The sequence below is a fragment of the Brucella sp. H1_1004 genome, from assembly GCF_047308065.1.
GTDB classification, from domain to species: Bacteria; Pseudomonadota; Alphaproteobacteria; order Rhizobiales; family Rhizobiaceae; genus Brucella; species Brucella pseudogrignonensis_B.
On record NZ_JAYKZA010000004.1, the window covers coordinates 399243 to 425255 of the forward strand.

Consider the following 26013-nt stretch of genomic DNA (forward strand, 5'->3'; position numbering starts at 1 on the left):
CGGAGACACCAACTCGTGAGGTGTAGGGTCTATGACGAGCAAAACTACAAACAAGGTTTCTCCCGAAGTCCGCGCGTGCTGTTCGAATGATAACGGTGCCCCTTATGCTACTAGACCCTTGCTTTCTTTGGTTGACAAACACGATCCGACTTACAATCTCCACTACTTTCCCCGCAACCGGTGTTGTCACGTTAAGTTTCTCTTGCCGGAAAGGCCAGGGGTTCGTAGATATTCAGGCGACACAGGCCGCAATTTTCCATGCATCGAAAGCTTCGAGGCGATGGTAACGAATTGTGTGTGCGGCTCGGCGACGAGATGGAACAGAGAAACAATTGCGGGTAGCTGAGTGCATGGAAACGAACCGTTGCAACGCTCCCGGTGATCGGTGGCCTTGCATGGTTCGCTCCCGTTTCCTAAACGGCAGATGGCTATTCTCGGCTCGATTATTGAGGCCCTTGTGCGACCAATGCTCAAGGCCGGGTGCCACTACTGCTTTTGCTGCACTGTACGAGCGGAGCTTATCAGTGATGATCCGTTTGGGAGCGAAGCCATAGCGCTTCATTAACGCCACGAGCATTCGCTTTGCTGCCCCTTTATCTCGCCGCTTCTGCAAGATTTGTTCGAGAACGATGCCGTTTTGATCCACCGCACGCCAGAGCCAGAATTTCTTTCCAGAGCATTGGACGACCATTTCGTCCAAATACCAAATATCGCCAGGGCGCGCCTGACGACGCCGCAAGTTGCGTGCGATCTGAGGTCCGAACTTGGCGATCCAACGACGAACTGTTTCGCATGAAACGTCGATTCCACGCTCAAGCAGCATTTCCTCAACTTCACGCAGACTAAGGTTGAACCGCAGATAAAGCCACACCGCATGAGCAATAATCTGTGGCGGAAAACGGTGACGCTTGAAGATGATATCTGATGGCTGCATCGTCAAAATTTACGCCCAAACCGTCAGGCAGGCAACTGCAGTCCAGTTAACGTGACAACACCTTATTTAGTTCCATCAGATTAACGTTCTTCAAAATGGCCACCTCCGTTGAGGTGCGCGTGCGCGCTCGAACCAACTAGCCATCTGGAGAACGCCAAGATCATCAAACCGACGGCCAGCAATCTGCAGTCCGATTGGCACGCCCGCACTATCATAACCACAATTGACAGAAATTGCAGGTTGTTCGCTCATACTAAATAACAGCGTGAAGTTGATGTGCGATTGTGCACCCTCAACAGTATTGTTGTTTGGGTAGGTCCATTCTGCTGGGAAGCTGACATTGGGTGAAATTGGAGTCAGAACAAAATCGTAATGTGCTGTCGCTGCAACTGTCTTCGACCTGATCTCCAGCGTCATCAGGTAGTTACGGAAAACTTCTTCCCCAGTTTTCCCGAGGCCAGATTCCGCCCATTCACGCATGATTGGCAGGATTTTCTCATGCGTATGCTCTGGAAGAGCCTGCACATCCAAGCCGGATCGTGTGCGCCAGAAATGATCCAGACCACGAAGCATCTCAGGCGTCATCCAAGGCTTTAAAAGTTCAACATGCGCGCCAGCATTTTCGAAAAGTTTGGCGGCCGCTGTGACGGCAGCAGTGACTTGCGGATCGACAGCCATTCCGCAGCCCGGATCGAGAAGGAGGCCAATTTTTAGGCCGCGAACGCTTCGCTCCAGATTCAACCAATCAATGTCGGCTTCTGGGAGGCTCATATGATCGCGACTGTCCGGCTGAGACAGAATAGCCATTGCCATTGCAGCATCATGGACTCTTCGTGTCATCGGACCTGCTGCGCGGCCCATGAATGGTGGATCAATAGGCACACGTCCCAAGCTGGGCTTGTGACCAACCAGACCGCACCATGCAGCTGGTAGCCGAACGGAGCCACCTATATCCGTTCCGAGATGAATAGGGCCATAGCCCGCAGCACCTGCTGCGGCTGCACCTGCACTCGATCCGCCGGGGTTCTTTTCAAGGTTCCAAGGATTGCGGGCGAGTTTATGAAAGCTTGATGTGCCGGATGATGCCATCCCGAAATCTGGCATTGTTGTTCTTCCAAGAAAAACGGAGCCAGCCTCACGCAAACGAGCGGCAGGTGGTGAATCTGCTGTCTTCGGTGTCATGTCGCCGGAAGCTGTGCCCAGCGGCATCGGCACGCCCTTTGTCGCAATGTTTTCTTTGATTGTTACGGGAACGCCATCCAGCGATACGCCCTTCACCCGAATTGGTTCTCCTGCTTTCCAGCGTGCTTCGGATGCGCGCGCTGCATCAAGAGCGCCTTCTGCATCAACGAACCACATCGCATTCAATTGTGGGTCGTGTTGCTCAATATGTTCAATAACCGCTTTGGTAACATCAACAGGCGAGAAGGTTCCGGCTTCGTAGCCGTCGATCATTTCCTGAGCGCTGAGTGCGTTAAGTTTTGTCATGATTATGTTTGATCCAGTCTAAGGAAAAGTGAAATTCAGTTGAGCGGCGTCTCGATTGTCGTCGCGTCAAGCTCACGGAAGTGGGCAAAATCCCACTGCCTGCCGGGTGCGGCATCAATCAGGCTGCGCGTATAGGCGTGTTTGGGTTCTGAAAGCACATTGATCGCGGTGTCATACTCAACGATGCGACCATGCTGCATAACCAGAACATCGTCACAAATTTGCGCGGCGACACGCAGGTCGTGCGTGATGAAAAGGATGGAGATGCCGAGCTTTTCCTGCAATTCATCGAGCAGCTGAAGCACCTGTGCTTGAACAGAAACGTCAAGTGCAGAAACTGCCTCGTCGGCCACGAGAACATCCGGCTCCATGGCAACGGCTCGTGCGATGGCAATGCGCTGGCGTTGACCACCGGAGAACTGGTGCGGGTAACGATCAATAGCATCTTCTGGCAACCCAACAAGTTGCAGCAGTTCCGCAGCGCGTTTTGCTGCCGTGCTTTTATCAACGCCCATATTGACCGGGCCTTCAACAAGGCTTCGACCAATCGTCCAACGCGGATTCAGTGAGCGAAACGGGTCCTGAAAAATAATCTGGATATGCTTGCGATAGGGTTTCAACTGTCGCTGCGATAGCTTGGCTATGTTATAATCGGAAACCTTAATGTCGCCCGCCGTCGGATCGATAAGGCGCATTACACATCGGGCAACGGTCGATTTGCCCGAACCGCTTTCGCCCACGATGCCAAGTGTTCGACCGCGCTTGATTGTAAAGCTTACATCGCTTGCAGCGAATGTATGCTCGCCTTTAACGAAAACCTTGTGCGTACCATAAGCCTTTTGGAGATCATCGACCTGAAGGGCAAGGTCATCAGAAGCAGTCGCGCGTGGTGCGCGTGGTGTCAGGCTTGGTACAGATTGCAGCAGTTTTTTCGAGTAATCCTCCTGTGGGGAGCGCAGAAGTTTTTCTACCGGCGCATGTTCAACCACATTGCCACTTTTCATGACATGAACAGTGTCTGCAATTTCCGCCACCACGCCCATATCATGCGTAATAAACAGAACGGCTGTGCCATGCTTTTCCTGTAATTCCGCGATCAGACTGAGGATTTGCTTTTGCGTTGTAACATCCAGCGCGGTTGTCGGCTCATCAGCAATCAGCAATTGTGGTTCAAGCACAAGCGCCATAGCGATCATGATGCGCTGGCGTTGGCCACCAGAAAGCTGGTGCGGATAGGAGCGATAAACGCGATCAATATCGGGCAGATGCACCTGCTCCATGACATTGAGAACGCGTGCTTTTCGTTCGCTGGATGACAGGTTTAAATGCGTGCGTAGCACTTCTTCAATCTGTTCACCTACTCGCAAAACCGGATTGAGTGCGGTCATCGGCTCCTGAAAGATCATCGAGATTTTCCGAGCGCGAATGGCCCGCATTGCCTGTGGTCCGAGATCGAGAAGGTTTTTACCTTCCAGATTGATCTGGCCCCCAGCGGGTTCAAGCGCACCTTTTGGCAAAAGCCCCATGATCGAAAGCGATGTGACGGACTTGCCCGACCCGCTTTCTCCGACGAGACAGACTGTCTCGCCTTTTCTGATTTTCAGCGAAATACCATTCAGAACTGGTTTTGCATTGCTGTTGCCAGCAAGCCTGACTGTCATGTCAGATATTTCCAGCACCGTGGGTGCATCATCAAAATTATGGTTCTTGAAAATCATGATCAGCCCTCGCGTTTCTTGAGGCGTGGATCGAGCAGATCACGCGATGTATCGCCCAGAAGGTTGATGGAAAGAATGCACAGCGAGAGCAGCAATCCCGGCCAGAAGATCAGCGATGGCTTAAGCTGAAAATACAGTCTGCCTTCAGCCATGATGTTGCCCCAGGTCGGAGTTTCGGTCGAAATGCCCGCACCCAGGAACGACAGAATAGCTTCCGTCAGAATAGCCGATGCACAGACATAGGTGGCCTGAACAGTCAGCGGTGCGAGTGTGTTTGGCATCAAATGCTGCCAGATGATTTTTGGCATCGAAGACCCAAGCGAAAGGGCAGCTTCAATATAGGGTTCTTCGCGAGCCGAAAGGACGATTGAGCGTACCAGACGGACAACGCGCGGAATTTCTGGAATGGTGATCGCCGCCAGAACGGAGCCGATACTCGGCCCATTAAGCGCGATCAGCGCGATTGCCAGCAAGATGGACGGTATCGCCATCAAGCTATCCATGACACGCATAATGATGGCGTCCGCAACGCGGGAAAAGCCCGCAATCAGCCCGATGATTAGCCCTAGAAAGATGCTGAAAATTGCTGCACCAATTCCGATAAGCAGCGATACACGCCCACCCATCAGCACGCGTGACAAGAGATCACGACCATAGCCGTCCGTACCCAGCGCATAGGTTTCTGAAGGTGGCTTCAGACGCTGCAACGCATCCATTGTCATGGGATTATGCGGGACGATCCACGGCGAGATTACAGTCATTACGACGAGAACGATGAGCACTGCGGCAGCAATGATCGGGCCAATGCCAAGCCCGGTTGCCTTTGAGAAAGACAGAGCGCTCAGCAGCCATTGCAGGCGTGCTGCTGGTTGTAGAGTGGCTGTCATTAGTAGCGTATCCTTGGATCAAAGAGCGTGTAGGAAAGGTCTATCAGGAGATTGACGAACACGTAGAGCGCACTGGTAAGCAGGATCATTCCCTGAATAACCGGATAGTCGCGTGCGAGAACGGCATCCACGGTCAAACGACCAATGCCGGGTATATTAAAGACGCTTTCCGTTACAACGACGCCGCCAATCAGCAATGCAAAGCCTGTGCCTATAATGGTGAGGATAGGAACGGCGGCATTGCGCAATGCATGATGAAATAGAACGATTTTTTCGCGCACACCCTTGGCGCGTGCGGTGCGGATATAATCCTCTCCCAGCACTTCAAGCATGGATGCGCGGGTCATGCGTGCAATAAGCGCCACATAAATCACAGCCAGCGTGAAACAGGGGAGCGCTGCACGAGAAAGGAACTTGCCAAAGTTTTCTGTCGGAGCGGTATAGCCCTGCACCGGGAACCAGCGCAGGTCAATGGCGAAAAACTGAATGAATAGATAGCCGATGACGAAAACTGGTATCGAAAAGCCCAACACTGACAGCGTCATGACGCCGTAATCGATCCATGTGCGATGCCGCCATGCAGCCAGAATTCCAAGCGGAACGGCAATGGCAACGGACAAGAAGATCGTCATTAAAGCGATGTTCAAAGTCGGCCACATGCGTTGACCGATCATTGTTGTGACCGATGTGCCGGAAATAAGCGACGTGCCCAGATCACCCTGAAACAGATGGCCGACCCAAGTGAAAAACTGAACATGAAGCGGCAGGTTCAACCCCAGCGACTCCCTGATGCGATCAAGCTGCTCGGTCGTTGCTGAATCACCGGCAATGATCGCGGCGGGATCACCGGGTGTCAGACGCAGAAGGAGGAAAACAAAGATCGCAACGATTGCCATCACAGGGATGACGGCAAGAATGCGACCCAGGATAAAACCAAACATCGGGTTGTCCTTGTCGAAATTTCAGGCGAAAGAATGCGAGCCGGAGAAGTATGAACTTCCAGATCAAACGCATTCAGGTTTATGAGAGCAATATAGTTTGGGTTTGACGGCGCTGAACGTTGCGCCGTCAAATTGGATCTAAAGCAAGGCGAAAGCTATTCGACTTTTTTAACGTTCCAGAATACCTGCACTGGAGACATGACCATATCTTCCAGCACCTTGCGGCGGGCATGCGGCGAGAAGAACTGACCAAGCGGCACATAGCTCACATTATCCATCGCATGGATCTGGATTTTCTTGGCGATTTCTTTGCGTTGCTCGGGTGTCGTTGCATCAATGAATTCTTCGCGCAAACCTTCGATTTCATCATCCTTCGGCCAGCCAAACCAAGCCTGATCACCACGACCATTGAGCATAGGGCTGATCAATGGATTGTCGACTTCTGGCACGATCCAGTTCGTAAAGAACATGTTCCAGCCGCCTTCGCTTGGCTTGCCCTGATTGGCGCGGCGCGTGACAATTGACTGCCAATCCATTGGCAGCAAATCCACATTAAAACCTGCCGCACGCAGAGCCTGCGCTGCAACGATTGGCTGAGATGACGTTACACGCACATCTGTTGCCTGAAGAATAACAACAGGCGTGCCATCATAGCCCGACTCTGCGAGGAGCTTCTTAGCACCTTCGATATCGCCGCCATTGATCAGCGATTCGCCGCCGGTTTCATCACCCAAAGGTGTTCCGCAGCCAAAGATCGCCCCACAAACCTTGTAGTAGTCCGGGTTGCCGACGATGTTTGCGAGGAAATCCTTCTGGCTAAGCGCTTTCATCGCTGCTTGACGAACTTTCTTATTATCAAACGGCGGATGCTTGAAGTTCATTCGCGCAATGGCCTGATAGCCGAGATCATCACGAAGCTCGACAGCAACATCGTCACTGGTCTCAAGGATTGGCAGCAGGTCGACAGGCACCTGATCGATGAAATCGACTTCACCGGACATGATCGCATTAACGGCGGTCTGCGAGTCCGCCATTGTAAGCCAGTTGACCTCGTCAACATTGACCTTTTTGCCGCCTGCCATCCAGCTTGGTGGCTCGTCACGCGGCACGTAGTCTTCAAATTTCACATAGGTGGCACTAACGCCTGGCTGGAATTTTTCGGTAACAAATTTGAATGGACCGGAACCGATATATTCGGTGATTGCGGTATCAGCAGGTGTTGCAGCGATACGCGCAGGCATAATGAAAGGAGGCAGGGCGGACTGTTTTGCAATTGTATCGAGAAGCGGAGGGAATGGCTTGCTCAGCGTCCACACAATCGTTTTGTCATCTTTTGCTTCAAGGCTGTCTGTGAGCTTGAAAATTGTCTGGCCACCGGAATCGCGCTGTCCCCAACGCTTGAGCGAAGCAACTGCATCTGCAGCTGTAACTGGCGCGCCGTCGTGAAATTTCAGGCCGTCACGCAGCGTAAATGTATAAGTTTTGTTGTCATCGGAGACTGTCCAGCTTGCCATCTGTGGCTGTGGCTGAAATTTGTCATCAACGGCAACCAGAACGTCATAGATCATATAGGCGTGGTTGCGCGTAATGTGTGCGGTGGTAATTACCGGATCAAGGACGCGCAGTCCTTCCATGACGGCCGTGATGGTTTGCGCCTGAGCTGGCAGGCAAAATGCAGAGCCGGCGAGCAAAATGGCTGCCATGCCTGCAAAGGTTGACCGCAAGCGGCTCATGCCGCGATTTGCATAGCCTTTAGCTTTCAGCGACGGCTGAGAATTCTTTTCATAAAGCATTGCTTTTCCCATTTGCAGATGATGTTCCGTTGTTTTTTCTTGCAGCAATGATGCTGACCGGTGGCTTTGACATCCAACCTTTTCACTCGCTTCGAAGTTAGGACTTGTTCCGCGCATTCTTTCCTCCTCCAGATCACCAGCCAATCATTCCCGTGATTGACATAAGTATCGATTAGCGATACGGTAGTATTGTTATTGACGATAGCTGGCATTTTGCTAATGTGTCAAGGGGATTTAAAGGAGGGACTATGCGCGACGTTGAGAGAGTGGAATATGGTGTTCGTCCGGTGTCTGACGCGGATGAAAGTGACCCGCTTTTTGTCTCCGCAATTGCACGCGCGATGCAGGTTTTGTCAGCCTTTCATGGCACCAGTAAGCCTCTGACTCTTAACGAGATTGCCAAAATCTGCGGCATGGGTAAAAGTACCGTGCAACGCATTGTTCACACACTCCGCCAACAGGGATATATTGAACGCGATCCCAATGATCGGGGTTATGTTCCCGGCATTCGTATTCTCGATCACACGCTTGATTATTTGCGACTGAATTCAGTTATTGTCCGTGCACTTCCAGCGCTGCTTGAACTGCGACGTGATGCCAGCGAGCGCGTCGATCTCAGTGTCAGGGACGATCTTCGGTTGGTTTACGCGCTTCGTCTGCAAAGCAAGCGAGAGGCTTTTTTTGCAACGCTTATCGGCAATAGTGTGCCTCTTTATTGCACTTCGGGCGGGCGCGCAGTTATGGCGCAACTTCCGGATGATGAGGTAGACGAGATTATCCAGCGCTCCAAACGCCGCAAATTTACACCGCGTACCATTACTGAGCCCCAAGAAATCTGGGACAAAATTCATGAAGCGCGGGAAAACGGCTATGCGCTTGCTTCAGAGGAAGTTCTTCAAGGCGAAATCGCTATTGGTGCAGCGATACGCGGTCCCGAAGGGCGCCCAGTGGCAGCGATACACATAGGTGGTTCTTTGAGTGAGTGGAATAGAGACGATTTTGTAGGCTATTTTGCGCCACTTGTATTGGCCGCAGCGGGCAGTATAAATCGCTTCTAGCTGTTTGATCCCAGAGTTTGATGGTGTGATATTTTCCAACGAATGGAAGGAAGCACTATGGGCCAAATTCGCCACGGAAGCGGCACGACCACGCACGCAGTCCGAGCTGCAATACATCGATCTTAGGCTTCGGCCGCGCAACTGAGCCGGATCTAAGGGATCAATCCGAAAACAGCTGTTGATTGTCGCTGAGAATTGCCCCGGTGGGGGTGCGGACAAAAACTTGGACTATCATGGAGGTAGTTCATGTATTCCTACGAAGACCGGATGCGAGCCGTTACGCTTTATATCAAGCTGGGCAAGCGTGCGAAGGCCACTATTCGCCAGTTGGGCTATCCAAGCAAGAATGCTTTGAAGGGCTGGTGCCGGGAATATGAGCACCATCTTGAACTGCGTTTAGGATTTGCACCTCGAGCCCCAAAGTTTACACAGGCGCAGAAGGAAGCGGCTGTTGAGCACTACCGCACGCATGGTCGTTGTGTTTCTGCAACGATGCGTGCTTTGGGCTATCCCGGTCGTGCAACGTTGACAGCATGGGTTCGGGAGGCGTTCCCTGAAGCTCAAAAATCTACAGTTGGTAGGGCTGCTCCTCCACGATATCCGGCGACGTTGAAGAAGACTGGCGTCGTCGGACTTTATAATCGGCAAGAAAGTGCGCAGTCCCTTGCTGAAAAGCTCGGCGTATGCAGACCGACACTGTATAACTGGAAAAACCAGTTACTTGGTCCGGAGGCTCCTGCAATCATGAAACGTAAGAACAACTCGCCGCCAGTGCCAGAGCGAGAAGAATTAGAACGTCAGCTCGCAACACTGCAGCACGATATTCAGAAACTGCAGCTTGAGCACGACCTTTTGAAGAAAGCGAATGAAATTCTAAAAAAAGATCTGGGCGTCGATCTGCAACTCCTGAGTAATCGGGAGAAAACGCTGTTGGTTGACGCCCTAAAAGATCTTTATCAACTCTCCCATCTGCTTGCTCAGTTGCGACTGGCGCGCAGTTCATATTTTTATCATCGAGCCCGTATGAGGGTGACCGACAAGTACCTCACTATACGTCAGAACATCACCGAAATCTTCGAAGCCAACCGTCGATGCTATGGCTACCGCAGGCTGCAGGCGTCATTGGCCAAACAATGCGTTACAATCTCGGAGAAGGTTGTGCAGCGCTTGATGAAGCAGGAGAACCTGATCGTTGCCACGCCAAAGCGGCGTCGATACCGCTCTTATCTTGGAGAAATCAGTCCGGCACCCGAGAACCTTATTAATCGCGACTTCCAGGCCTCAGCCCCAAATGAGAAATGGCTGACCGATATCACGGAGTTCCATATCCCGGCTGGCAAAGTGTATCTCTCACCCATCATCGACTGTTTCGATGGTTTGGTTATCAGCTGGTCTATCGGAACGAGACCAGATGCGGAATTGGTCAATATGATGCTTGATGCCGCCATAGAAACTGTGACCGGCGCAGATAAGCGGCCAATAGTGCATTCTGATCGGGGTGCACACTATCGCTGGCCGGGTTGGCTATCGAGGATTAGTGATGCGAAGCTGGTGCGCTCAATGTCCCGCAAGGCGTGCTCCCCAGATAACGCCGCATGCGAAGGTTTCTTTGGCAGGCTAAAAACGGAGTTCTTTTATCCCAGCGATTGGAGGAACACCACACTCGAGCATTTTATCAATGAAGTTGATGGCTACATTCGGTGGTACAACGAGAAACGGATCAAGATATCGCTTGGCGCACGAAGCCCAATCGAATATCGAAACTGTCTTGGCATTGTGACGTAAAACCAGTCCAAGTTTTTATCCGCACCCCCGGTTTTTTCCACCGAGAATTGACCCGCCTTTTAATTAATGTTCGGGTTTTTATTCACGGTCAAGTTTCATGTATTCCTTTGCTCGTTTTGGTTCCTGAGCGGAACTGTTTTTGAACCTGAAGCTGTCATTTCCGGTTTCTAGGATGTGGCAGTGATGGGTGAGCCTGTCGAGCAATGCAGTCGTCATTTTGGCGTCGCCAAACACGCTTGCCCATTCACTGAAGCTGAGATTGGTGGTGATTATGACACTCGTGCGCTCGTAAAGTTTGCTGAGCAGGTGGAATAAAAGCGCGCCACCTGATGCACTGAATAGTAGATATCCGAGCTCATCAAGAATGACGAGATCGGAATAAATGAGCCGGTTGGCGATCTGTCCCGATTTCCCCTGGGCTTTTTCCTGCTCAAGTGCATTCACAAGCTCAACCGTTGAGAAGAACCGAACAGGTTTGTGGTGGTGTTCGATCGCTTGTACACCAATAGCGGTGGCGATATGAGTTTTACCCGTGCCGGGTCCACCAACCAGAACGATGTTGTTTGCATCATTGAGAAAATCACAGCGATGCAGCTGCTGGACCAATGCCTCGTTTATCTCACTGCTTGCGAAGTCAAAGCCGTTCAGGTCACGGTAGGCTGGAAAGCGTGCAGTTTTGAGCTGATAGGTAACTGATCTGACTTCACGCTCCGCCGTTTCCGCCTTAAGCAGCTGTGACAGAACTGGAATAGCTGCCTCGAAAGCTGGTGACCCTTGTTCGGTGAGTTCACGAACTGCTTGTGCCATGCCATGCATCTTCAATTGCCGTAGTATGATAACGATGGCACCACTTGCTGGATTATGACGCATGACGAGCCTCCGTCTTTCTCAAGGTGTCGTAGCGTTCGACATTGGACTTCCCCTTCAAAAGTGGAGGGCTTCTGTTAGATAAAACTGACAGGAGACTTAGAATTGAAGCAGCGCGAATTTACAGAAGATTTCAAACGGGAAGCCGTTCGTATTTTAACGACGAGTGGTCGAAGCATTTCATCGGTTGCGGACGACCTTGGCATTGGCAAATCAACACTTGACCGCTGGCGTCGCAATTTTGCTGAGAAGGATCTGCTTTCTGGTCCGCATGAGGACATGAGCGAGGAACTTGCCCGGCTTCGTAAGGAAAATGAACTCCTGCGACAGGAACGTGACCTACTAAAAAAAGCGACGGCCTTCTTCGCTCGGGAGACAAGTCGATGAAGTTTGCGTTCATCGACACGGAGAAGGCTCATATGTCTCTGTCACGGCTGTGCGCTTTCGCAGGCGTCAGTATCAGCGGTTATTATGCATGGAAGCATCGTTTGCCCAGTCGTCGTCAGCTCGACGATATGATCATCCTGGCGCATATTCGTAATCAGTTTGAGCTGTCACGTGAAACTTATGGCAGCCCTCGAATGCATGTCGAACTGAACGAAGAAGGTATTCGAGCAGGACGTCACCGCACGGCGCGACTGATGCGTGAAAACGGCCTTAAAGCCCGGCAGAAAACTCGCTTCAAACGCACGACCGACAGCAATCATGGTGAGCCCGTCGCTCCCAATCTTCTGGATCAGGACTTCACTTGTGATGGGCCTAATCAAAAATGGGGTGTCGATATCAGTTACATATGGACGGCAGAAGGCTGGCTATATCTGGCAATCGTTGTCGATCTTTATTCGCGTCGCATCATCGGCTGGGAAGCACGCGATAGGATGAAGAAGGATCTGGCGATCAGTGCTTTGAAGAAAGCCATTGCAATCCGTCAACCAAAGCCGGGGCTGATCCAGCACTCGGACAGAGGAAGCCAGTATGCCAGTTATGAGTATCGCAAAATCCTCACAGCTCACAAAATGCTTCCATCCATGAGCGGCAAAGGAAATTGCTATGACAATGCAATGGTGGAAACCGTCTTCAAAACGATCAAGTCGGAACTGATCTGGCGCACTGTGTTCTACACACGTAAGGATGCAATCAAAGCCATTGGCGAATACATTGACGGCTTCTATAATCCTGTGCGCAGACATTCTGCACTCGGATACAAATCACCGATGCAGTTCGAGATGATAAACCGTAAATTAGTGACAGAACCCCTCCACTAAATAAGGGCAAGTCCAACTTTAGGGTGTACCTCAAAGTGTCAGTCGAATGAGACGTTACCACCTGTCACAATAAAGTCAGTTTTGCCTACATGAGACTGATTTGCAAGGAAACTGCCTTATTGTGACAGTTTCCGTGTTTGTTTTTTCAGTTGGCCAAAATCGCAGCTTCGAGCCGACGGAGCCATTAAGGTCAAAGGGACATGGATGTATCTGTATCGGGCGGTTGATCGTGACGGCCAAATCCTTGACTTTATGCTCTCCGAGCGCCGAAATCTCGGCGCTGCACAACGTTTCTTCGGAAAAGCCATCGCAAGCAATGGTATTCCAAACAAGATTGTCATTGATAAAAGCGGGGCTAATTTGTCTGGTGCGCTGGTTATACACAATATCCTTGAATAGGCTCATCGCTTCATCAAGCGGATCAACAAACATATGCTAGGCTTCAAAACCTTTCATTCAGCTTCTGCTACCATTGCCGGGATCGAAGCAGCACACATGATCCGTAAGAACCAATTCGCAAATGACAATCGCTTGCCATTCACAGTGTTCGCGAAGATCGCTTCATAATCATGTCAAGAGATAAGGTCGCTTTTTAAGCTAATGAAAATTTGCGACATAACCCAATTACTCAGTTGGAAAATACAATTACTATTGCCTATTAATTTTTTTATTACTTTCAAGCAATAGAATCAATGGGATTGCTGCCAAGCTTGCATACATCATTAAGAGGAAGCAATCCGCATATGCGATGACCTCGGCCTGCACACTTACGAGCTGATTTATCGCGGCTCGCCCTTGGAGTGTAGAAAGATCAACAGCGTCACCGAGTTGTTGCACTGCACGTGAGTAAGGTGACACATGCTGTACCAATGTTGAATGTATAATCTGCTCATTGCGGACAAGTAGGAAACTCATCACTGATATTCCCACGCTGGAGCCAATATTGCGCACCAGATTAAAGAATGCAGTGCCTTGGGTGCGCAATGCATCGGGTAATGTTGCGAAGGCAACAGTAGACATTGGAACAAAGACGAATCCGATACCAAACCCTTGGATGATACCCGTTCGTATAAGTGTTGATTCAGAGACATTTTGATTGAATCCGCTCATTTCCCAGAGCGAATAAGCTGTCATAAGAAAGCCAGCTATCAACAATAGTCGAATGTCGATCCGACCAATTAGCTGCCCGACGAGGATCATTGCAATCATGGTACCAATGCCGCGCGGAGCAAGCACAATACCCGCGGTTAAGACAGGGTAGTCGAGAAGCTCCTGAAGATATGGGCTCAACATCGCAAGGGTGGCCAGCAAAACGGCACCAACGATGAATATGAGAAATTGTGAAACAACAAAGTTTTTGTCCGCAAATAATCGTCGATCAACGAAGCTTTCAGAGCCTGTTGTCGCGGTGTGCACGACGAAGAGGTACAAGCCAAGAATGAATAATCCAAACTCAAACGTAATTTCCACAGACTGGAACCAGTTAAGCTCCTGACCGCGATCCAGAAAGAGTTGCAGTGAGGCGATGGCAAGGCTCAGCGTTGCAAAGCCAAAAGCGTCTAGTCGTACATTTGGGTTTGGGGGGCGCTTCGGGAAGTATCCGACAGCGAGAAAAAGAGCCAATGCTCCTATCGGTACGTTGACGTAGAACACCCAACGCCAATCATAATATTGTGTGAGCCAGCCGCCGAGTGTGGGACCGAGTATAGGTCCAAGCATAACACCAAGGCCAAACATCGCCATGGCCTGGCCTTGGACACGGCGAGGATAGGTGTCAAGAAGTGTGGCCTGCGCAAGGGGAACGAGTGGCGCACCAAAGACCCCCTGTACAAGCCGGAACATGACTATTTCTGTCAGACTGGTCGCCGTACCACATAGCATCGACGCGCCAACAAAGCCAACGATGCTGATAATAAACAGCCGGCGGCGGCCAAACTTTTGCTCTAACCAGCCCGTCGCTGGCGTAGTTATAGCGGCTGCGACGATGTAAGACGTCAGCACCCAATTCACCTGCGTGCTCGTCGCTGAAAGTGCGCCCTGCATATAAGGCAGCGCAACGTTGGCGATAGTCGAGTCTAGCGCCTGCATAAGGGTCGCCACCATCACGCAAATCGTAATGGCTATACGGCGTGCGCCCGTAACCTCTTGCTTATCCTCTGCGGGCACTGTCATTATAAGTTCACAATACTGGCAAGGTCGTCAACCAATGTTTGCAACGTACGCCGGTAATTCGTTTGGATCGTAACGTTTGCGCTCGAGCCGACACGCAGAATAATGTCTTCCGGACGATTATGAATGGTAATGCGCACTGGAATGCGTTGAACAACTTTGACCCAGTTTCCGCTGGCATTTTGGGGCGGCAGCAATGAAAAGACCGAACCTGAAGCTGGTGAGATGCTGGCGACACGTCCTTTTAATTGAAGATCGGGATAATTATCGACGACGATATCAACAGCATCGCCTATCTTAACATGGGCGAGGTCTGTTTCTTTGATGTTGGCGTCAATCCAAGAGTCGGTGGAAACGAGAGTGAAAGCAGCCTGACCTGGCTGAAGGAAAGTGCCCACCTGGATATTATCGACCTGCGTGGCAATGCCTGAAAATGGCGCAACGACCGTTGTCTGCCGTAAATCCCATTCAGCTTTTTCCTGAATTGCCATAGCTTGCAAATAGTCAGATTGCTGTTCGATCGGAATTTCTGCAGAACCGCCAAGAAGGGCCAGAGTTGAACTTGCTGCATCTTGGGCAGCTATCCGTTGGTCCTGTGCGACTTGCAACTGACGGCGTGCAGCATCACTTGCCTGCGTCGTTCCGACACCATCTTTAAGAAGTTGCTGGGATCGATCGTATTCGCCTTGTGCATAGACCACATCCGCTTCGGCCTGCTTAACGGCTGCTAGGTTTTGTTGGTAAGTCAACGAGAGACCGGCCAATTTTTCTTTTGCCGCCTGCACCTGTGCTTTGGCTTGATCTAAGGCAAATCGATAAAGATCGGGATCGATTTGAAAAAGAGTTGAGTTGGCAAGCACAGGTTCGTTCTCACCTACCTCCACTTTCGTCACACGCCCAGAAACCTGCGGGACGATCGTGACATTCGGCGCTCCGACATAGCTGTCGTTTTCCGAAACCGTGCGTCCGCCGGTGAAATAGATTACAAGGGCAACAATGATAGCTACGATAGGACCCAGTATCAAAAGAGCAGATTTAAGCGCGCTACTTTTGGGCTGTTTGGTGGTGCTTACCTTGTCGACGTCATCCCCCAAGGGTTGAGTTTCGCTCACGTGATCCTCGCCTTTGCTAGTTGTGCACAGTTAGAGCACTTCAAAAATAGTAATGCCGTGTTCAAAGCGGATTTCGGCCAAAACCGATATATTAAGAGCCTTAGACTTTTTTACTTAAATATAATCGGACCAAGGTTTCTCTTAATCCGATAATTTTTCCTCTCTGCTTGAAGCTGAATGCAGCACATTATTTATAAAAAATAACACTTATTCAGCTTCGCATAAGCATTTTATATAACATTATAAACTTGACCGCACTACGCAAAGACACGCAATCGATGTCGGATAATTTCAAAGACGTTGTACTTTTAATTAATTCGAAAAGTGGCATCGAAACTATCCTTGGACTGCGGCCTGAATCTTAACTGGAATAGATTTATAAGCGGGTATCCAGCTCTGTTGATCGACATCATCCAAGCCGATAAGACAGTTTGCTTCTGGATAGTATGCAGCGATTGACCCACGCGATATCGCGTGAGCGACCAATGTCTGTTTTGGCAAAATGCGTTCACCCGCCACGACATCGACAACATCGCCGTTTGCAAACCCAAGTTTGTGCATGTCCTCTTCATTCATAAAGATGACATCTCGACGACCGGTAATCCCACGATAGCGATCATTCATCCCATAAACGGTAGTGTTGTACTGATCATGGCTTCGTATAGTCATGAGGGTAAGTTCAGTGTCATCACGTCCGTCATCTTCGTCGGTGGTTGCTTCGATAAGAAAATGGGCTTTTCCGTCTGCCGTCCCCCATTTGCGTTCAGAGGCACCAACGGGTAATCGGAACCCGCCCGGAATACGAATTCGCTTATTGAAGTCCTGAAAGTCAGGGAAAACTTCTTCAATCTTGTCACGAATGCGGTCATAGTCTGCGATCAGATAATCCCAGTTGACTTTGCTTTCTGGAAGCGTGGCTTTTGCAAGACCTGCGATAATAGCCGGTTCTGATTTCAATAGTTCGGAAGCCGGCTTAAGTTTTCCTCTCGAGGCATGCACCATCGCCATTGAATCTTCAACAGTGACGGACTGGAGCCCAGTATCCTGAATGTCACGTTCCGTTCGACCCAGACAGGGCAGGACTATGCTTTCCCGAGCAGTCAGCAAGCATGTACGGTTAAGTTTCGTACAGATTTGGACACTTAATTCCAATTGTTTGAATGCGGGAAAGCTCGCTTGTGGATCACTCATTGCAACCGCAAGATTGCCGCCAAGTCCTATAAATGCCTTTGATTGGTGATCTCGCATAGCAGCAACAGCTTTGACGGCATTGTGCCCGTGGGCGCGTGGGGCGCTTATGCCAAATGCTTTGTCTAAACGTGCCAGGAATGCTTCCGTTGGAATTTCCGTGATGCCGACGGTGCGATCCCCTTGAACATTAGAATGGCCGCGTAGCGGACAAATTCCAGCGCCTTCACGACCCATGTTGCCACGCAGTAAAAGCAAGTTCGTCAGCTGTTGCACCGCTTCTGTACCATGACGGTGTTGTGTGATACCCATACCGTAGCAAATAATCACGCTTTTGGCAGTCCAATAAGTTTCTGCTATTTGTTCTATAGCTTCGCGTTTCAAACCTGACCGAGAGATGATTTTCTTCCAGCTTGTGCCTTCAATATCGGCTTTCAAAGCTTCAAAACCAGAGGTGTGTTCTTTGATAAAGTCGCGATCCAGCAATCCCGGTTCAGAACGCTGTATTCGCGCTTGGTCCTCCTCGAAAATCGCCTTCATCACGCCCTTGATTGCAGCAACATCTCCTCCCACCTTGACCTGATGGTAAGACGAAGCGAGACGTGTCGAACTGACGGTGAGCATTTCAGATGGGGATTGTGGATTTTCAAATCGCTCAAGACCGCGCTCTCGCATTGGATTGAGCACGACAATTGGCTTGCCACGTAGCGACACGGAACGAAGCGTCCCAAGCATTCTCGGGTGATTGGTGCCTGGATTATGGCCTATACAGAAAACGGCATCCGTATGATCGAAATCGTCGAGTGTGACTGTACCTTTACCAACGCCAATCGACTTTGGTAGACCAACACTGGTGGCCTCATGGCACATATTGGAGCAGTCAGGAAAATTATTAGTTCCAAATTCACGTGCAAAAAGCTGAAATAAAAACGCTGCTTCATTGGAAGCACGCCCTGATGTGTAAAACTCTGCTTTATTTGCATCGCCGAGTGCTCGCAGTGCGGTACCGGCTTTTTGAAAAGCTTCTTCCCATGAGATAGGAACAAAATGGTCAGTCCCAGCATCATAACGCATCGGGGTTGTCAGCCGCCCTTGCGCTTCAAGCTGATGATCACTCCATTCCCACAATTCAGATACGGTGTATTGCTCAAAAAATTCTGGCTCGACCCGTTTTGGAGTTGCTTCCCATGTAACCGCTTTCGCCCCGTTTTCACAAAAATCAAAAGACGAGGTATGTTTAGGATCGGGCCAGGCGCAGCCGGGGCAATCGAACCCTTCCGGCTGGTTCATCTGTAACAATGCGCGTGTGTTGGTGCTTGCACCCATCTGATCTCGAATTGCTTCAGCAACGGCTTTTAGCGCTCCCCAGCCGCCCGCCGGTCCGTGATAATCTTTTACACCTTTTGTTTCATTGGTCATGATCTTATCCCTAACGGTTCAAAAGAGTTCAAGCTTGTTATGAGGAGCGTTGATGCTCCTCATATTTTTATGATGCAACCAATGCGTATGTGCGTAGCTATTTAACTACCCAATATCTTCGCAAGATAAACCCAAACTGGTGCGGCAATCACGAAACCTATGACACTTACAGCAAGCGAAGAGGTGCCCGTTCGGGTGTAGACTTGAAAACGACTGGAAATGATGATGCCCGAAAATGCCGGTGGAAGTGCTACACTGAGAACCAGCATCTGCAGAACAATTGGGCTAAGACCGCATGCCCAACCAGCAATAAGAAAGACGCCGGGCATTAAAATAAGCTTGAATGCAGTATTATAGGTAACTTCCCAATCGAGTTCGATCTTATAGGCTGCAAGTGTAAGGCCTGCTGCAAACACCGCAACACTGGAATTTGCCTGGGCCAGCAGTTTAAAAGTTGGATCAAACTCGTCTGGAACTTTTAGACCAATCAGAACAAGCACAACGGCTAAAACGGGCGCCCATACAACAGGCTCTTTAAAAGCAGAAATCAATGCGTTGCCTTTTGGCGCACCGTTGCTGGTCTTATCGCCACCACCACCCGCGTTGAGAAGATAGAGCCCAATTGGAATTGTAACAGCGTTAACGACAATAGCAACGATTGCAATCACCAGGCCTGTTTCAACACCTGTTCCATAGAGCGGATCAAGAATTGCATATCCTAGAAATCCGATTGTTGGCGATCCGGCAATCAACGCGCAAATTGCGGCTTCCGCTTTTGTGCGCTTGAAGAACCACTGCATGGTGAAGTAGGAAAGCATAAATAGTGCAACAAGGCCGACAAATGAGATAATGGTCAAAGTTGCATTTTCGACAAGCATCGCTCTGTCAGCGCGCACGATCGAAACAAACAGAGCTGCTGGTAGAGCAAAGTCTAAAACCAGCTTATTAAAGACTTGCGCCTGATCCTCGGCAAAGATGTTTTTCTTGCCACTCACATAACCCAGGATCATAACAACGAAAATCGGGATGAGGTCAGAGACCAGCATCTTCGACATAAATTCTTCCATGATTGCACCCCTTTACACAAGCCACTGCGTCTGATCATTCAATAGACGATCCGAAATGGTCCAGTGGCAAATGACGCCCATCAAAGTGTTTGAATATTACAAATGCAAAGATAGTGGAGCTCATTCGCATGGAACGAGCTCCTTAAATTTAAACGCGCGTCTCAGCCTTTGACGATCGTCTGATAGTTCTGCCGCAAAGAGCTCATCAGCGGGTCGCCAACGTCAAGATGCCCCTTCACCAGCTCCTGAGGTGTCAGTGCCAGCCAGTTGTTCAAAGACACGTCCTTGTATTCCCCGGTATGGAAGACATTGAGAACACGTACGGGTTCATCACCGATGTTTTCAATATAGTGAGCGAGCGTCTTTGGTACATAGCCGACATCACCCGCAACAAAATCAAACGTCCGCGCATTATTGACAGCATCGAAAACCGTCATACGAGCTTTACCGCTGATATAATATTGAATTTCATCGGCGTCAGGATGCCAATGAATTTCGCGCATACCACCTGGCTCCAAATCAATAAACAGAGCAGACAGGTTGGTCACTTCGAACGTCTTGTTATCCACGACTTGTGTAGCGCCGCCCGGGAACTGATTTTTTGGCATCTTTGATGCGCGGAAAACATATTTATCAGTAAAGTTAACCGCGCCCAGATCACGCCGCACATCCTCAATCGGTGCAGGAACCGGCTGGCGGAAAATATACTTCTCTTCAGAGGGTATACCATCGAATGCACTCTCCGGCACCCCGAAATTCTTTGCAAGCACTTCACGCGGCGTATGCGCAAAAAGTTCAGTCACCAACAATGTCTGGTTTTCCGAGAAATTACCGTCATTGAAAACGAGAACAAACTCGGTGCCTTCTTCAAGCCCCTGGATGGCATGAGGGAAGCCTGCTGGTGCGAGCCAAAGATCACCCGGGCCCAAATCTTCCACCAGTGTTTGACGCTTGTCATCGACCAGATAAAAACGCACTTTCCCTTGAAGAACATATGCCCATTCGGCTTCCTTATGCCAGTGCATTTCGCGCACAACACCGGCCGGGAGGCGCATATTGACAATAGCCAGCTCTTTTAAGCTGCCCATCTCGCGCTGCGTTACTTCACGTGCCCAACCGCCATCTTCTAGTCGGTTGTGCGCCATGGAGAACGGAAATTTCAAATTTGGAATGCCACCATGGTCTGTTTCTGGTGGAAGGAAAATGTCGGGATTTTGTGCTTCCACTTCCAGATTGCGCGGACCAACAACATCTGCACCTTGAGAACCTCTGATCGGCTGTAAAATGTCAGTCATATAATGCCCCTTTCAAGAAAAACCCAGGCTATGACATAGCCATTTCAAAACGGTATCAGGCATAAATAACTCATGCAACTTATAATATAAAAAAATTATTATTTAATAATAGTATCGTAGTTAATGTTGCTATAATTCCCTTTTTTTGAGACTGTAGATCCAATATTATTTCATTTGAATCATCAATTCATAAAATTTAGAATTTATACATGTAGAATCGGATAATAGCGACCTACCTTAGGAGGAGCGCGCAAATCATATTAATAGGCCAAGCTTTTTGAAAATTTAATTCTTTCTTCTATGCCTCTTATTGTTCGTAATTCTTCCAGTTTTTATCCCGAAGAAAGCGTTTTTGAACTACAAATGATAATGCATTTGGCTATCAAGAAATCCAATCTGTCTGAGCTTCTGGCACTTTCATTTTCTGTTCATCGAGATATTTCTCTAGGACCGATATAGCGATCCTCCCGGACCGCATGCATTCGTTGATGCCGTAGTCTTGAGCACTAAATCCATCAGCGTTATAGCGCCTAAAAGGGAGCTCCAAGGTGACTGCGGGAATGTTGAATCTCTTCATCAAATAAGGGGAACAGAATGCGCTGGGCATGGCCTTTATATGTTCACGCTCAGGAGTCTGCCGTTTGTAATAAGGATCTGCTTGGCACAATTGTCGTTCGAACAGATCAAGTTTCGCGATTATTTTTGCCGGCAGTGGCAGTTTGCGATCGACACTGGCGATAAAAACATATGGAATTTCTTCATCGCCATGAATGTCGAGGCAAAAATCGACACCGGACGTTTCCATAGCTTTGATGACGCAGTAAACCGCTGGCGTTTCGCTCAAGGTTGCGCGATCCCAAGATGCGTTAAGATTTTGACCGTTCATGTTTGTCCTGTAGTTTCCAATCCGGCTTCCATCGGGGTTCATGTTGGGAATGATATGAAAGCGCGCTTGAGCCAACAGATTAAGAGAAGCTTGGTTTTGTGGATTAAGGAGTAAACGGACAAAGCCCTCCATCCACCAGCTTGGCTGTGTTTCGCCTGGATGTTGCCGAGCCAGAATCCAGATGCGGGGTGCATTTACACTTTCGCATCCCACGGAAATAAGCTCAACCGTGTCTGTATCACTGCTCGCGCAGAGCGTTTCAACTTTTGTACGTGGATCGTGACGACAGAAATCGAGAATCTCGGAATGATGTGTATCTAAATATGGCGGGAAGTAAGCATAGTAGGTTGTTTTATCAGATGGCTTATGGGTAATAAGGAGGTTGCCGTCCTGATATTGGGTTTCACAGCGGCTCCAGTCTTTTTGATCATGTGAAGCAAAGGCTTGATAGTTGTTCCATCCCTTAGGAAACGAAGATTGATCGACATCCTCGATAGTTAATATACAAGGCAGAGTGCAATCACTCAGACCGAAATAGAAGCCCTGTGCGAACCGCGTTTGAGGATCTCTTCTCAAGCGAAGTCTGATTGGAGCGTCTACACGAGAATTGATGATCTCAATTGATCCGCCATAAAAATCGGATGTTATCTTCATCGTCTTTGGCTCCATATTGTTTAAACTTCGGACACTGAACAATTCATCACGCGTTCCGCTGAGTTGCTGCCTGGTCTTTGGGTGCATTCCTTTTTTGCAAGTGCCTTCGTAGGGTTCGCACGGAAATTCCCAGATCATCAGCGACGCCTGCCATTCCTCGCTTTTGATGGCGCAGCGCGTGAATTGCCGCACGGATCTGCGCGTCATTTATGGCAGTTGGCCGCCCAAGTTGCATGCCGCCGGTACGTGCTTCATCCAACCCTGCCTGTGTGCGCTCGCTGATGAGGTTGCGTTCAAATTCTGCGAGGGCACCCATCATATGGAACACTAAGCGTCCGCCGGATGATGCGGTATCGATGTTCTCCATCAGTGATTGGAAGTGAACATCTTTGCTGCATAACATATTGATGACTTCGATGAGCCCGTGCAGTGATCGCCCAAGACGGTCCAAACGCCAGACCACCAATGTATCACCGGGCTTGAGGGAGTTGAGCGCATCTGACAGACCATCCCGCTTGAATTCATGTCCGGATTGTCCGTGGTCCTTATAGATGGTGTCGCAGCCTGCCCCATTGAGTGCGCGAAGCTGCAAATCCATTTTTTGTTCACCCGAAGAGACCCGGGCATATCCAACTTTCATGCACGTTTGTCCCCGCTTTTTGGCTATGAATGCCCGTGTTTTTTCAATGCATGTTTTGGGCGTTGTTTGATCGACTTAATAAAGTTGGTGCCCCATTTCATTTATCTGTTGCTCAGAACCTTTGGTGAGTTGAGCACAAGGGTAGTTTTTAGTCAGATGCCTGTCTGTCCGACAATCCTCTCATTCCCCGTTTAAAGACTTTTTGGTTTTCTCGAGACCTCTTGACATGTGGTCTCGGATTTCTGAACGCATTGCGTTGAGATCATTTCCCAGACCGCAGGTCACATAAATATCGTGGCCGTCGCGCTTTGGGCCTTGCATGCCATGCGCCCGATGATGGGCAGCCCAATAAAGTTGCAACCGTCCGCGCACGCCCTCCCAAACGCGTTGAAGCAAACGGTGTCCGCACACCTCATAAACGAGGCTGTGCAGTTTTAACTCTGCTTCAATGCTTGCCACATCATCCTGATTATCAATGCATCGGGTGAGGAGATTGTTTCTGGATATAAGTTCGTCGCGAAACGCCTGATCGCGTCGATCCCAAGCCAGCTCGAAGGCAAAGATCTCGAGATTGACACGCATCGAATAGATCTCATGGATATCGCGTGTCGTTAAGCTGACCACGCGGGTACCAGTATAGGGAATACTTACAAGAAGCCCTTCATCGATGAGCTGGCGCATGGCCTCTCTAAGCGGTCCGCGACTAACGGCAAATTGTCGTGCGAGTTCTGTCTCAACGATTTGCGCACCCGGTTCGATAGCACCGCTGATGATGGCATTGCGTAGTTTCTCAACGATGTGATCGCGAAACGTCGCCTTTTGAATAATATCGAAGGTCTGGCTGGCTAATGCAGGCATTGGCGCGGTCTCGCTTACAGAAGATTGTTAACAATCAAACATAGCTCAACGCAGCTGTCAACAGCACCGGAGCGGGTGGAGGAATATTCAAATATAAAGGATAAATTCAATAAAGGGGATTACGAAAAGGTAAACTAAAGGAGTCGGTTCCATATCCAGTTTAAAGGCTCAAAAACAAGCATCGTTAATGTGCATTCACCCAATTTTTGCTGATCAGCCCAGATTGGATAGTCAGCTTAGGGTGCTCACATGTGATCCGTAGTGTTTACTTAGTGCTTATGGGGATGTTGTCACGTTAACTGGGCTGCAGTTGCTTGCCTGACGGGTTGGGCGTAAATTTTGGCGATGCAGACATCAGATATCAGCTTCAAGCGTCACCGTTTTCCGCCACAGATTATTGCTCATGCGGTGTGGCTTTATCTGCGGTTCAACCTTAGTCTGCGTGAAGTTGAGGAAATTCTGCTCGAACGTGGAATCGACGTGTTATACGAGATAGGTCGTCGTTGGATCGCCAAGTTCGGCCCCCGGATCGCACGCAACTTGCGACGGCGTCAGGCGCGCCCCGGCGATATTTGGACTTGCCCTTATTTAGTGGAGGGGTTCTGTCACTAATTTACGGTTTATCATCTCGAACTGCATCGGTGATTTGTATCCGAGTGCAGAATGTCTGCGCACAGGATTATAGAAGCCGTCAATGTATTCGCCAATGGCTTTGATTGCATCCTTACGTGTGTAGAACACAGTGCGCCAGATCAGTTCCGACTTGATCGTTTTGAAGACGGTTTCCACCATTGCATTGTCATAGCAATTTCCTTTGCCGCTCATGGATGGAAGCATTTTGTGAGCTGTGAGGATTTTGCGATACTCATAACTGGCATACTGGCTTCCTCTGTCCGAGTGCTGGATCAGCCCCGGCTTTGGTTGACGGATTGCAATGGCTTTCTTCAAAGCACTGATCGCCAGATCCTTCTTCATCCTATCGCGTGCTTCCCAGCCGATGATGCGACGCGAATAAAGATCGACAACGATTGCCAGATATAGCCAGCCTTCTGCCGTCCATATGTAACTGATATCGACACCCCATTTTTGATTAGGCCCATCACAAGTGAAGTCCTGATCCAGAAGATTGGGAGCGACGGGCTCACCATGATTGCTGTCGGTCGTGCGTTTGAAGCGAGTTTTCTGCCGGGCTTTAAGGCCGTTTTCACGCATCAGTCGCGCCGTGCGGTGACGTCCTGCTCGAATACCTTCTTCGTTCAGTTCGACATGCATTCGAGGGCTGCCATAAGTTTCACGTGACAGCTCAAACTGATTACGAATATGCGCCAGGATGATCATATCGTCGAGCTGACGACGACTGGGCAAACGATGCTTCCATGCATAATAACCGCTGATACTGACGCCTGCGAAAGCGCACAGCCGTGACAGAGACATATGAGCCTTCTCCGTGTCGATGAACGCAAACTTCATCGACTTGTCTCCCGAGCGAAGAAGGCCGTCGCTTTTTTTAGTAGGTCACGTTCCTGTCGCAGGAGTTCATTTTCCTTACGAAGCCGGGCAAGTTCCTCGCTCATGTCCTCATGCGGACCAGAAAGCAGATCCTTCTCAGCAAAATTGCGACGCCAGCGGTCAAGTGTTGATTTGCCAATGCCAAGGTCGTCCGCAACCGATGAAATGCTTCGACCACTCGTCGTTAAAATACGAACGGCTTCCCGTTTGAAATCTTCTGTAAATTCGCGCTGCTTCAATTCTAAGTCTCCTGTCAGTTTTATCTAACAGAAGCCCTCCACTTTTGAAGGGGAAGTCCAATTTGGTATTTGGACGAAGTGGCCGTTAAATGCGCTGGAGAGAGGTTCTAGCTCTGGCGTGCGGTGGATCAGAACGGCACCGTGCTCGAAGAAATCTTGCAGAAGCGGCGTGATAAAGGGGCGGCAAAGCGACTGCTCGTGGCGTTGATGAAGCGCTAGGCTCAGGACCTATTGATTTGAG

19 protein-coding genes and 3 pseudogenes are annotated in these 26013 nt (G+C 49.7%); 6 read left to right on the plus strand and 16 right to left on the minus strand.

The annotated features are described in order from the left end of the window. Positions 1-232 precede the first annotated feature (232 nt). The 6 genes from U2P60_RS20700 to U2P60_RS20725 all read right to left on the minus strand — a co-directional run bounded on the left by U2P60_RS20700 (position 233) and on the right by U2P60_RS20725 (position 7761). A complete protein-coding gene (locus U2P60_RS20700) occupies positions 233-934 on the minus strand; it encodes an IS6 family transposase (protein ID WP_413574269.1) in 702 nt (233 codons plus the stop codon). A 90-nt stretch (positions 935-1024) separates the two neighbouring features. Further along, complete coding sequence (locus U2P60_RS20705) at positions 1025-2422, minus strand: amidase (protein WP_413574270.1); 1398 nt, start codon at positions 2420-2422, stop codon at positions 1025-1027. Between the two features lie 35 nt (positions 2423-2457). Beyond that, on the minus strand, positions 2458-4140 hold the full coding sequence (locus U2P60_RS20710; protein ID WP_413574271.1) for an ABC transporter ATP-binding protein: 1683 nt from the start codon (positions 4138-4140) through the stop codon (positions 2458-2460). Positions 4141-4142: 2 nt separating this feature from the next. Further along, a complete protein-coding gene (locus tag U2P60_RS20715; protein WP_413574272.1) occupies positions 4143-5027 on the minus strand; it encodes an ABC transporter permease in 885 nt (294 codons plus the stop codon). Continuing rightward, a complete protein-coding gene (locus U2P60_RS20720; RefSeq protein WP_413574273.1) occupies positions 5027-5968 on the minus strand; it encodes an ABC transporter permease in 942 nt (313 codons plus the stop codon). Before U2P60_RS20720 ends, U2P60_RS20715 begins: the two co-directional genes overlap by 1 nt. Positions 5969-6123: 155 nt before the next feature. Then, a complete protein-coding gene (locus U2P60_RS20725) occupies positions 6124-7761 on the minus strand; it encodes an ABC transporter substrate-binding protein (RefSeq protein ID WP_413574274.1) in 1638 nt (545 codons plus the stop codon). 248 nt (positions 7762-8009) lie between these two features. Between U2P60_RS20725 and U2P60_RS20730 the strand changes: the two genes are divergently transcribed. Together U2P60_RS20730 and U2P60_RS20735 are read left to right on the plus strand one after the other, a co-directional pair. Then, positions 8010-8819: an IclR family transcriptional regulator gene (locus tag U2P60_RS20730; RefSeq protein WP_413574275.1), complete on the plus strand. Its 810-nt coding sequence runs from the start codon at positions 8010-8012 to the stop codon at positions 8817-8819. A 246-nt stretch (positions 8820-9065) separates the two neighbouring features. Beyond that, entirely contained in the window at positions 9066-10604 is a 1539-nt protein-coding gene (locus tag U2P60_RS20735; protein ID WP_413570913.1) for an IS3 family transposase, read from the plus strand. 78 nt (positions 10605-10682) lie between these two features. Here the strand turns inward: U2P60_RS20735 and istB are convergent, their stop codons facing one another. After that, on the minus strand, positions 10683-11474 hold the full coding sequence (istB, locus tag U2P60_RS20740; RefSeq protein WP_413574276.1) for an IS21-like element helper ATPase IstB: 792 nt from the start codon (positions 11472-11474) through the stop codon (positions 10683-10685). Between the two features lie 102 nt (positions 11475-11576). Between istB and U2P60_RS20745 the strand changes: the two genes are divergently transcribed. Together U2P60_RS20745 and U2P60_RS20750 are read left to right on the plus strand one after the other, a co-directional pair. Continuing rightward, a protein-coding gene (locus tag U2P60_RS20745; protein WP_413570911.1) for an IS3 family transposase occupies positions 11577-12736 on the plus strand; the annotation gives its coding sequence in 2 pieces (ribosomal slippage) (positions 11577-11838 and positions 11838-12736; 1161 coding nt in all). A gap of 183 nt (positions 12737-12919) precedes the next feature. Beyond that, a pseudogene (locus U2P60_RS20750) lies at positions 12920-13303 on the plus strand (IS6 family transposase); the annotation flags it as partial. A gap of 81 nt (positions 13304-13384) precedes the next feature. Here the strand turns inward: U2P60_RS20750 and U2P60_RS20755 are convergent. From U2P60_RS20755 to U2P60_RS20790, 8 genes are all read right to left on the minus strand, one after another. After that, positions 13385-14908 carry a DHA2 family efflux MFS transporter permease subunit gene (locus U2P60_RS20755; RefSeq protein ID WP_413574277.1) on the minus strand — a complete coding sequence of 508 codons (1524 nt, stop codon included), beginning with the start codon at positions 14906-14908 and terminating at the stop codon, positions 13385-13387. Further along, positions 14908-16017: an HlyD family secretion protein gene (locus U2P60_RS20760; protein ID WP_413574278.1), complete on the minus strand. Its 1110-nt coding sequence runs from the start codon at positions 16015-16017 to the stop codon at positions 14908-14910. Before U2P60_RS20760 ends, U2P60_RS20755 begins: the two co-directional genes overlap by 1 nt. 336 nt (positions 16018-16353) lie before the next feature. Further along, the gene (locus U2P60_RS20765; RefSeq protein WP_413574279.1) at positions 16354-18624 is read right to left on the minus strand and encodes an FdhF/YdeP family oxidoreductase; all 2271 of its coding nucleotides are present in this window, start codon (positions 18622-18624) and stop codon (positions 16354-16356) included. Between the two features lie 101 nt (positions 18625-18725). Further along, the gene (yfdV, locus tag U2P60_RS20770; protein ID WP_413574280.1) at positions 18726-19691 is read right to left on the minus strand and encodes a transporter YfdV; all 966 of its coding nucleotides are present in this window, start codon (positions 19689-19691) and stop codon (positions 18726-18728) included. Between the two features lie 161 nt (positions 19692-19852). Further along, positions 19853-20986 (minus strand): cupin domain-containing protein, encoded by a 1134-nt coding sequence (locus tag U2P60_RS20775; protein ID WP_413574281.1) that lies wholly within the window; start codon positions 20984-20986, stop codon positions 19853-19855. Between the two features lie 382 nt (positions 20987-21368). Next, complete coding sequence (locus U2P60_RS20780) at positions 21369-22526, minus strand: M14-type cytosolic carboxypeptidase (RefSeq protein ID WP_413574282.1); 1158 nt, start codon at positions 22524-22526, stop codon at positions 21369-21371. Positions 22527-22572: 46 nt separating this feature from the next. After that, a complete protein-coding gene (locus U2P60_RS20785) occupies positions 22573-23166 on the minus strand; it encodes a recombinase family protein (RefSeq protein WP_413574283.1) in 594 nt (197 codons plus the stop codon). Between the two features lie 180 nt (positions 23167-23346). Next, positions 23347-24024, minus strand: a complete 678-nt coding sequence (locus U2P60_RS20790; RefSeq protein ID WP_413574284.1) for a GntR family transcriptional regulator — start codon at positions 24022-24024, stop codon at positions 23347-23349. 345 nt (positions 24025-24369) lie between these two features. Between U2P60_RS20790 and U2P60_RS20795 the strand changes: the two are divergent. Further along, a pseudogene (locus U2P60_RS20795) lies at positions 24370-24600 on the plus strand (IS6 family transposase); the annotation flags it as partial. A gap of 12 nt (positions 24601-24612) precedes the next feature. On the opposite strand, the gene U2P60_RS20800 reads toward U2P60_RS20795, so the two are convergent. Then, positions 24613-25772, minus strand: a protein-coding gene (locus tag U2P60_RS20800; protein WP_413570911.1) for an IS3 family transposase whose coding sequence is annotated in 2 segments (ribosomal slippage) — positions 24613-25511 and positions 25511-25772 — 1161 coding nt in all. Because the reading frame shifts where the segments join, the coding sequence is not laid out codon by codon here. 48 nt (positions 25773-25820) lie between these two features. On the opposite strand from U2P60_RS20800, the pseudogene U2P60_RS20805 reads away from it, so the two are divergent. Beyond that, positions 25821-25988: pseudogene (locus tag U2P60_RS20805) on the plus strand (DDE-type integrase/transposase/recombinase); the annotation flags it as partial. Positions 25989-26013 lie beyond the last annotated feature (25 nt).

What these genes read in the sequence shown, in the direction of transcription:
- U2P60_RS20780 (WP_413574282.1), bottom strand. Translation starts at nt 22,526, where the DNA reads ATGAAGATAACATCCGATTTTTATGGCGGATCAATTGAGATCATCAAT.
- U2P60_RS20785 (WP_413574283.1), bottom strand. Translation starts at nt 23,166, where the DNA reads ATGAAAGTTGGATATGCCCGGGTCTCTTCGGGTGAACAAAAAATGGAT.
- U2P60_RS20715 (WP_413574272.1), bottom strand. Translation starts at nt 5,027, where the DNA reads ATGACAGCCACTCTACAACCAGCAGCACGCCTGCAATGGCTGCTGAGC.
- U2P60_RS20720 (WP_413574273.1), bottom strand. Translation starts at nt 5,968, where the DNA reads ATGTTTGGTTTTATCCTGGGTCGCATTCTTGCCGTCATCCCTGTGATG.
- U2P60_RS20765 (WP_413574279.1), bottom strand. Translation starts at nt 18,624, where the DNA reads ATGACCAATGAAACAAAAGGTGTAAAAGATTATCACGGACCGGCGGGC.
- U2P60_RS20755 (WP_413574277.1), bottom strand. Translation starts at nt 14,908, where the DNA reads ATGACAGTGCCCGCAGAGGATAAGCAAGAGGTTACGGGCGCACGCCGT.
- U2P60_RS20700 (WP_413574269.1), bottom strand. Translation starts at nt 934, where the DNA reads ATGCAGCCATCAGATATCATCTTCAAGCGTCACCGTTTTCCGCCACAG.
- U2P60_RS20790 (WP_413574284.1), bottom strand. Translation starts at nt 24,024, where the DNA reads ATGCCTGCATTAGCCAGCCAGACCTTCGATATTATTCAAAAGGCGACG.
- U2P60_RS20735 (WP_413570913.1), top strand. Translation starts at nt 9,066, where the DNA reads ATGTATTCCTACGAAGACCGGATGCGAGCCGTTACGCTTTATATCAAG.
- U2P60_RS20775 (WP_413574281.1), bottom strand. Translation starts at nt 20,986, where the DNA reads ATGACTGACATTTTACAGCCGATCAGAGGTTCTCAAGGTGCAGATGTT.
- istB (WP_413574276.1), bottom strand. Translation starts at nt 11,474, where the DNA reads ATGCGTCATAATCCAGCAAGTGGTGCCATCGTTATCATACTACGGCAA.
- U2P60_RS20730 (WP_413574275.1), top strand. Translation starts at nt 8,010, where the DNA reads ATGCGCGACGTTGAGAGAGTGGAATATGGTGTTCGTCCGGTGTCTGAC.
- yfdV (WP_413574280.1), bottom strand. Translation starts at nt 19,691, where the DNA reads ATGGAAGAATTTATGTCGAAGATGCTGGTCTCTGACCTCATCCCGATT.
- U2P60_RS20725 (WP_413574274.1), bottom strand. Translation starts at nt 7,761, where the DNA reads ATGCTTTATGAAAAGAATTCTCAGCCGTCGCTGAAAGCTAAAGGCTAT.
- U2P60_RS20705 (WP_413574270.1), bottom strand. Translation starts at nt 2,422, where the DNA reads ATGACAAAACTTAACGCACTCAGCGCTCAGGAAATGATCGACGGCTAC.
- U2P60_RS20710 (WP_413574271.1), bottom strand. Translation starts at nt 4,140, where the DNA reads ATGATTTTCAAGAACCATAATTTTGATGATGCACCCACGGTGCTGGAA.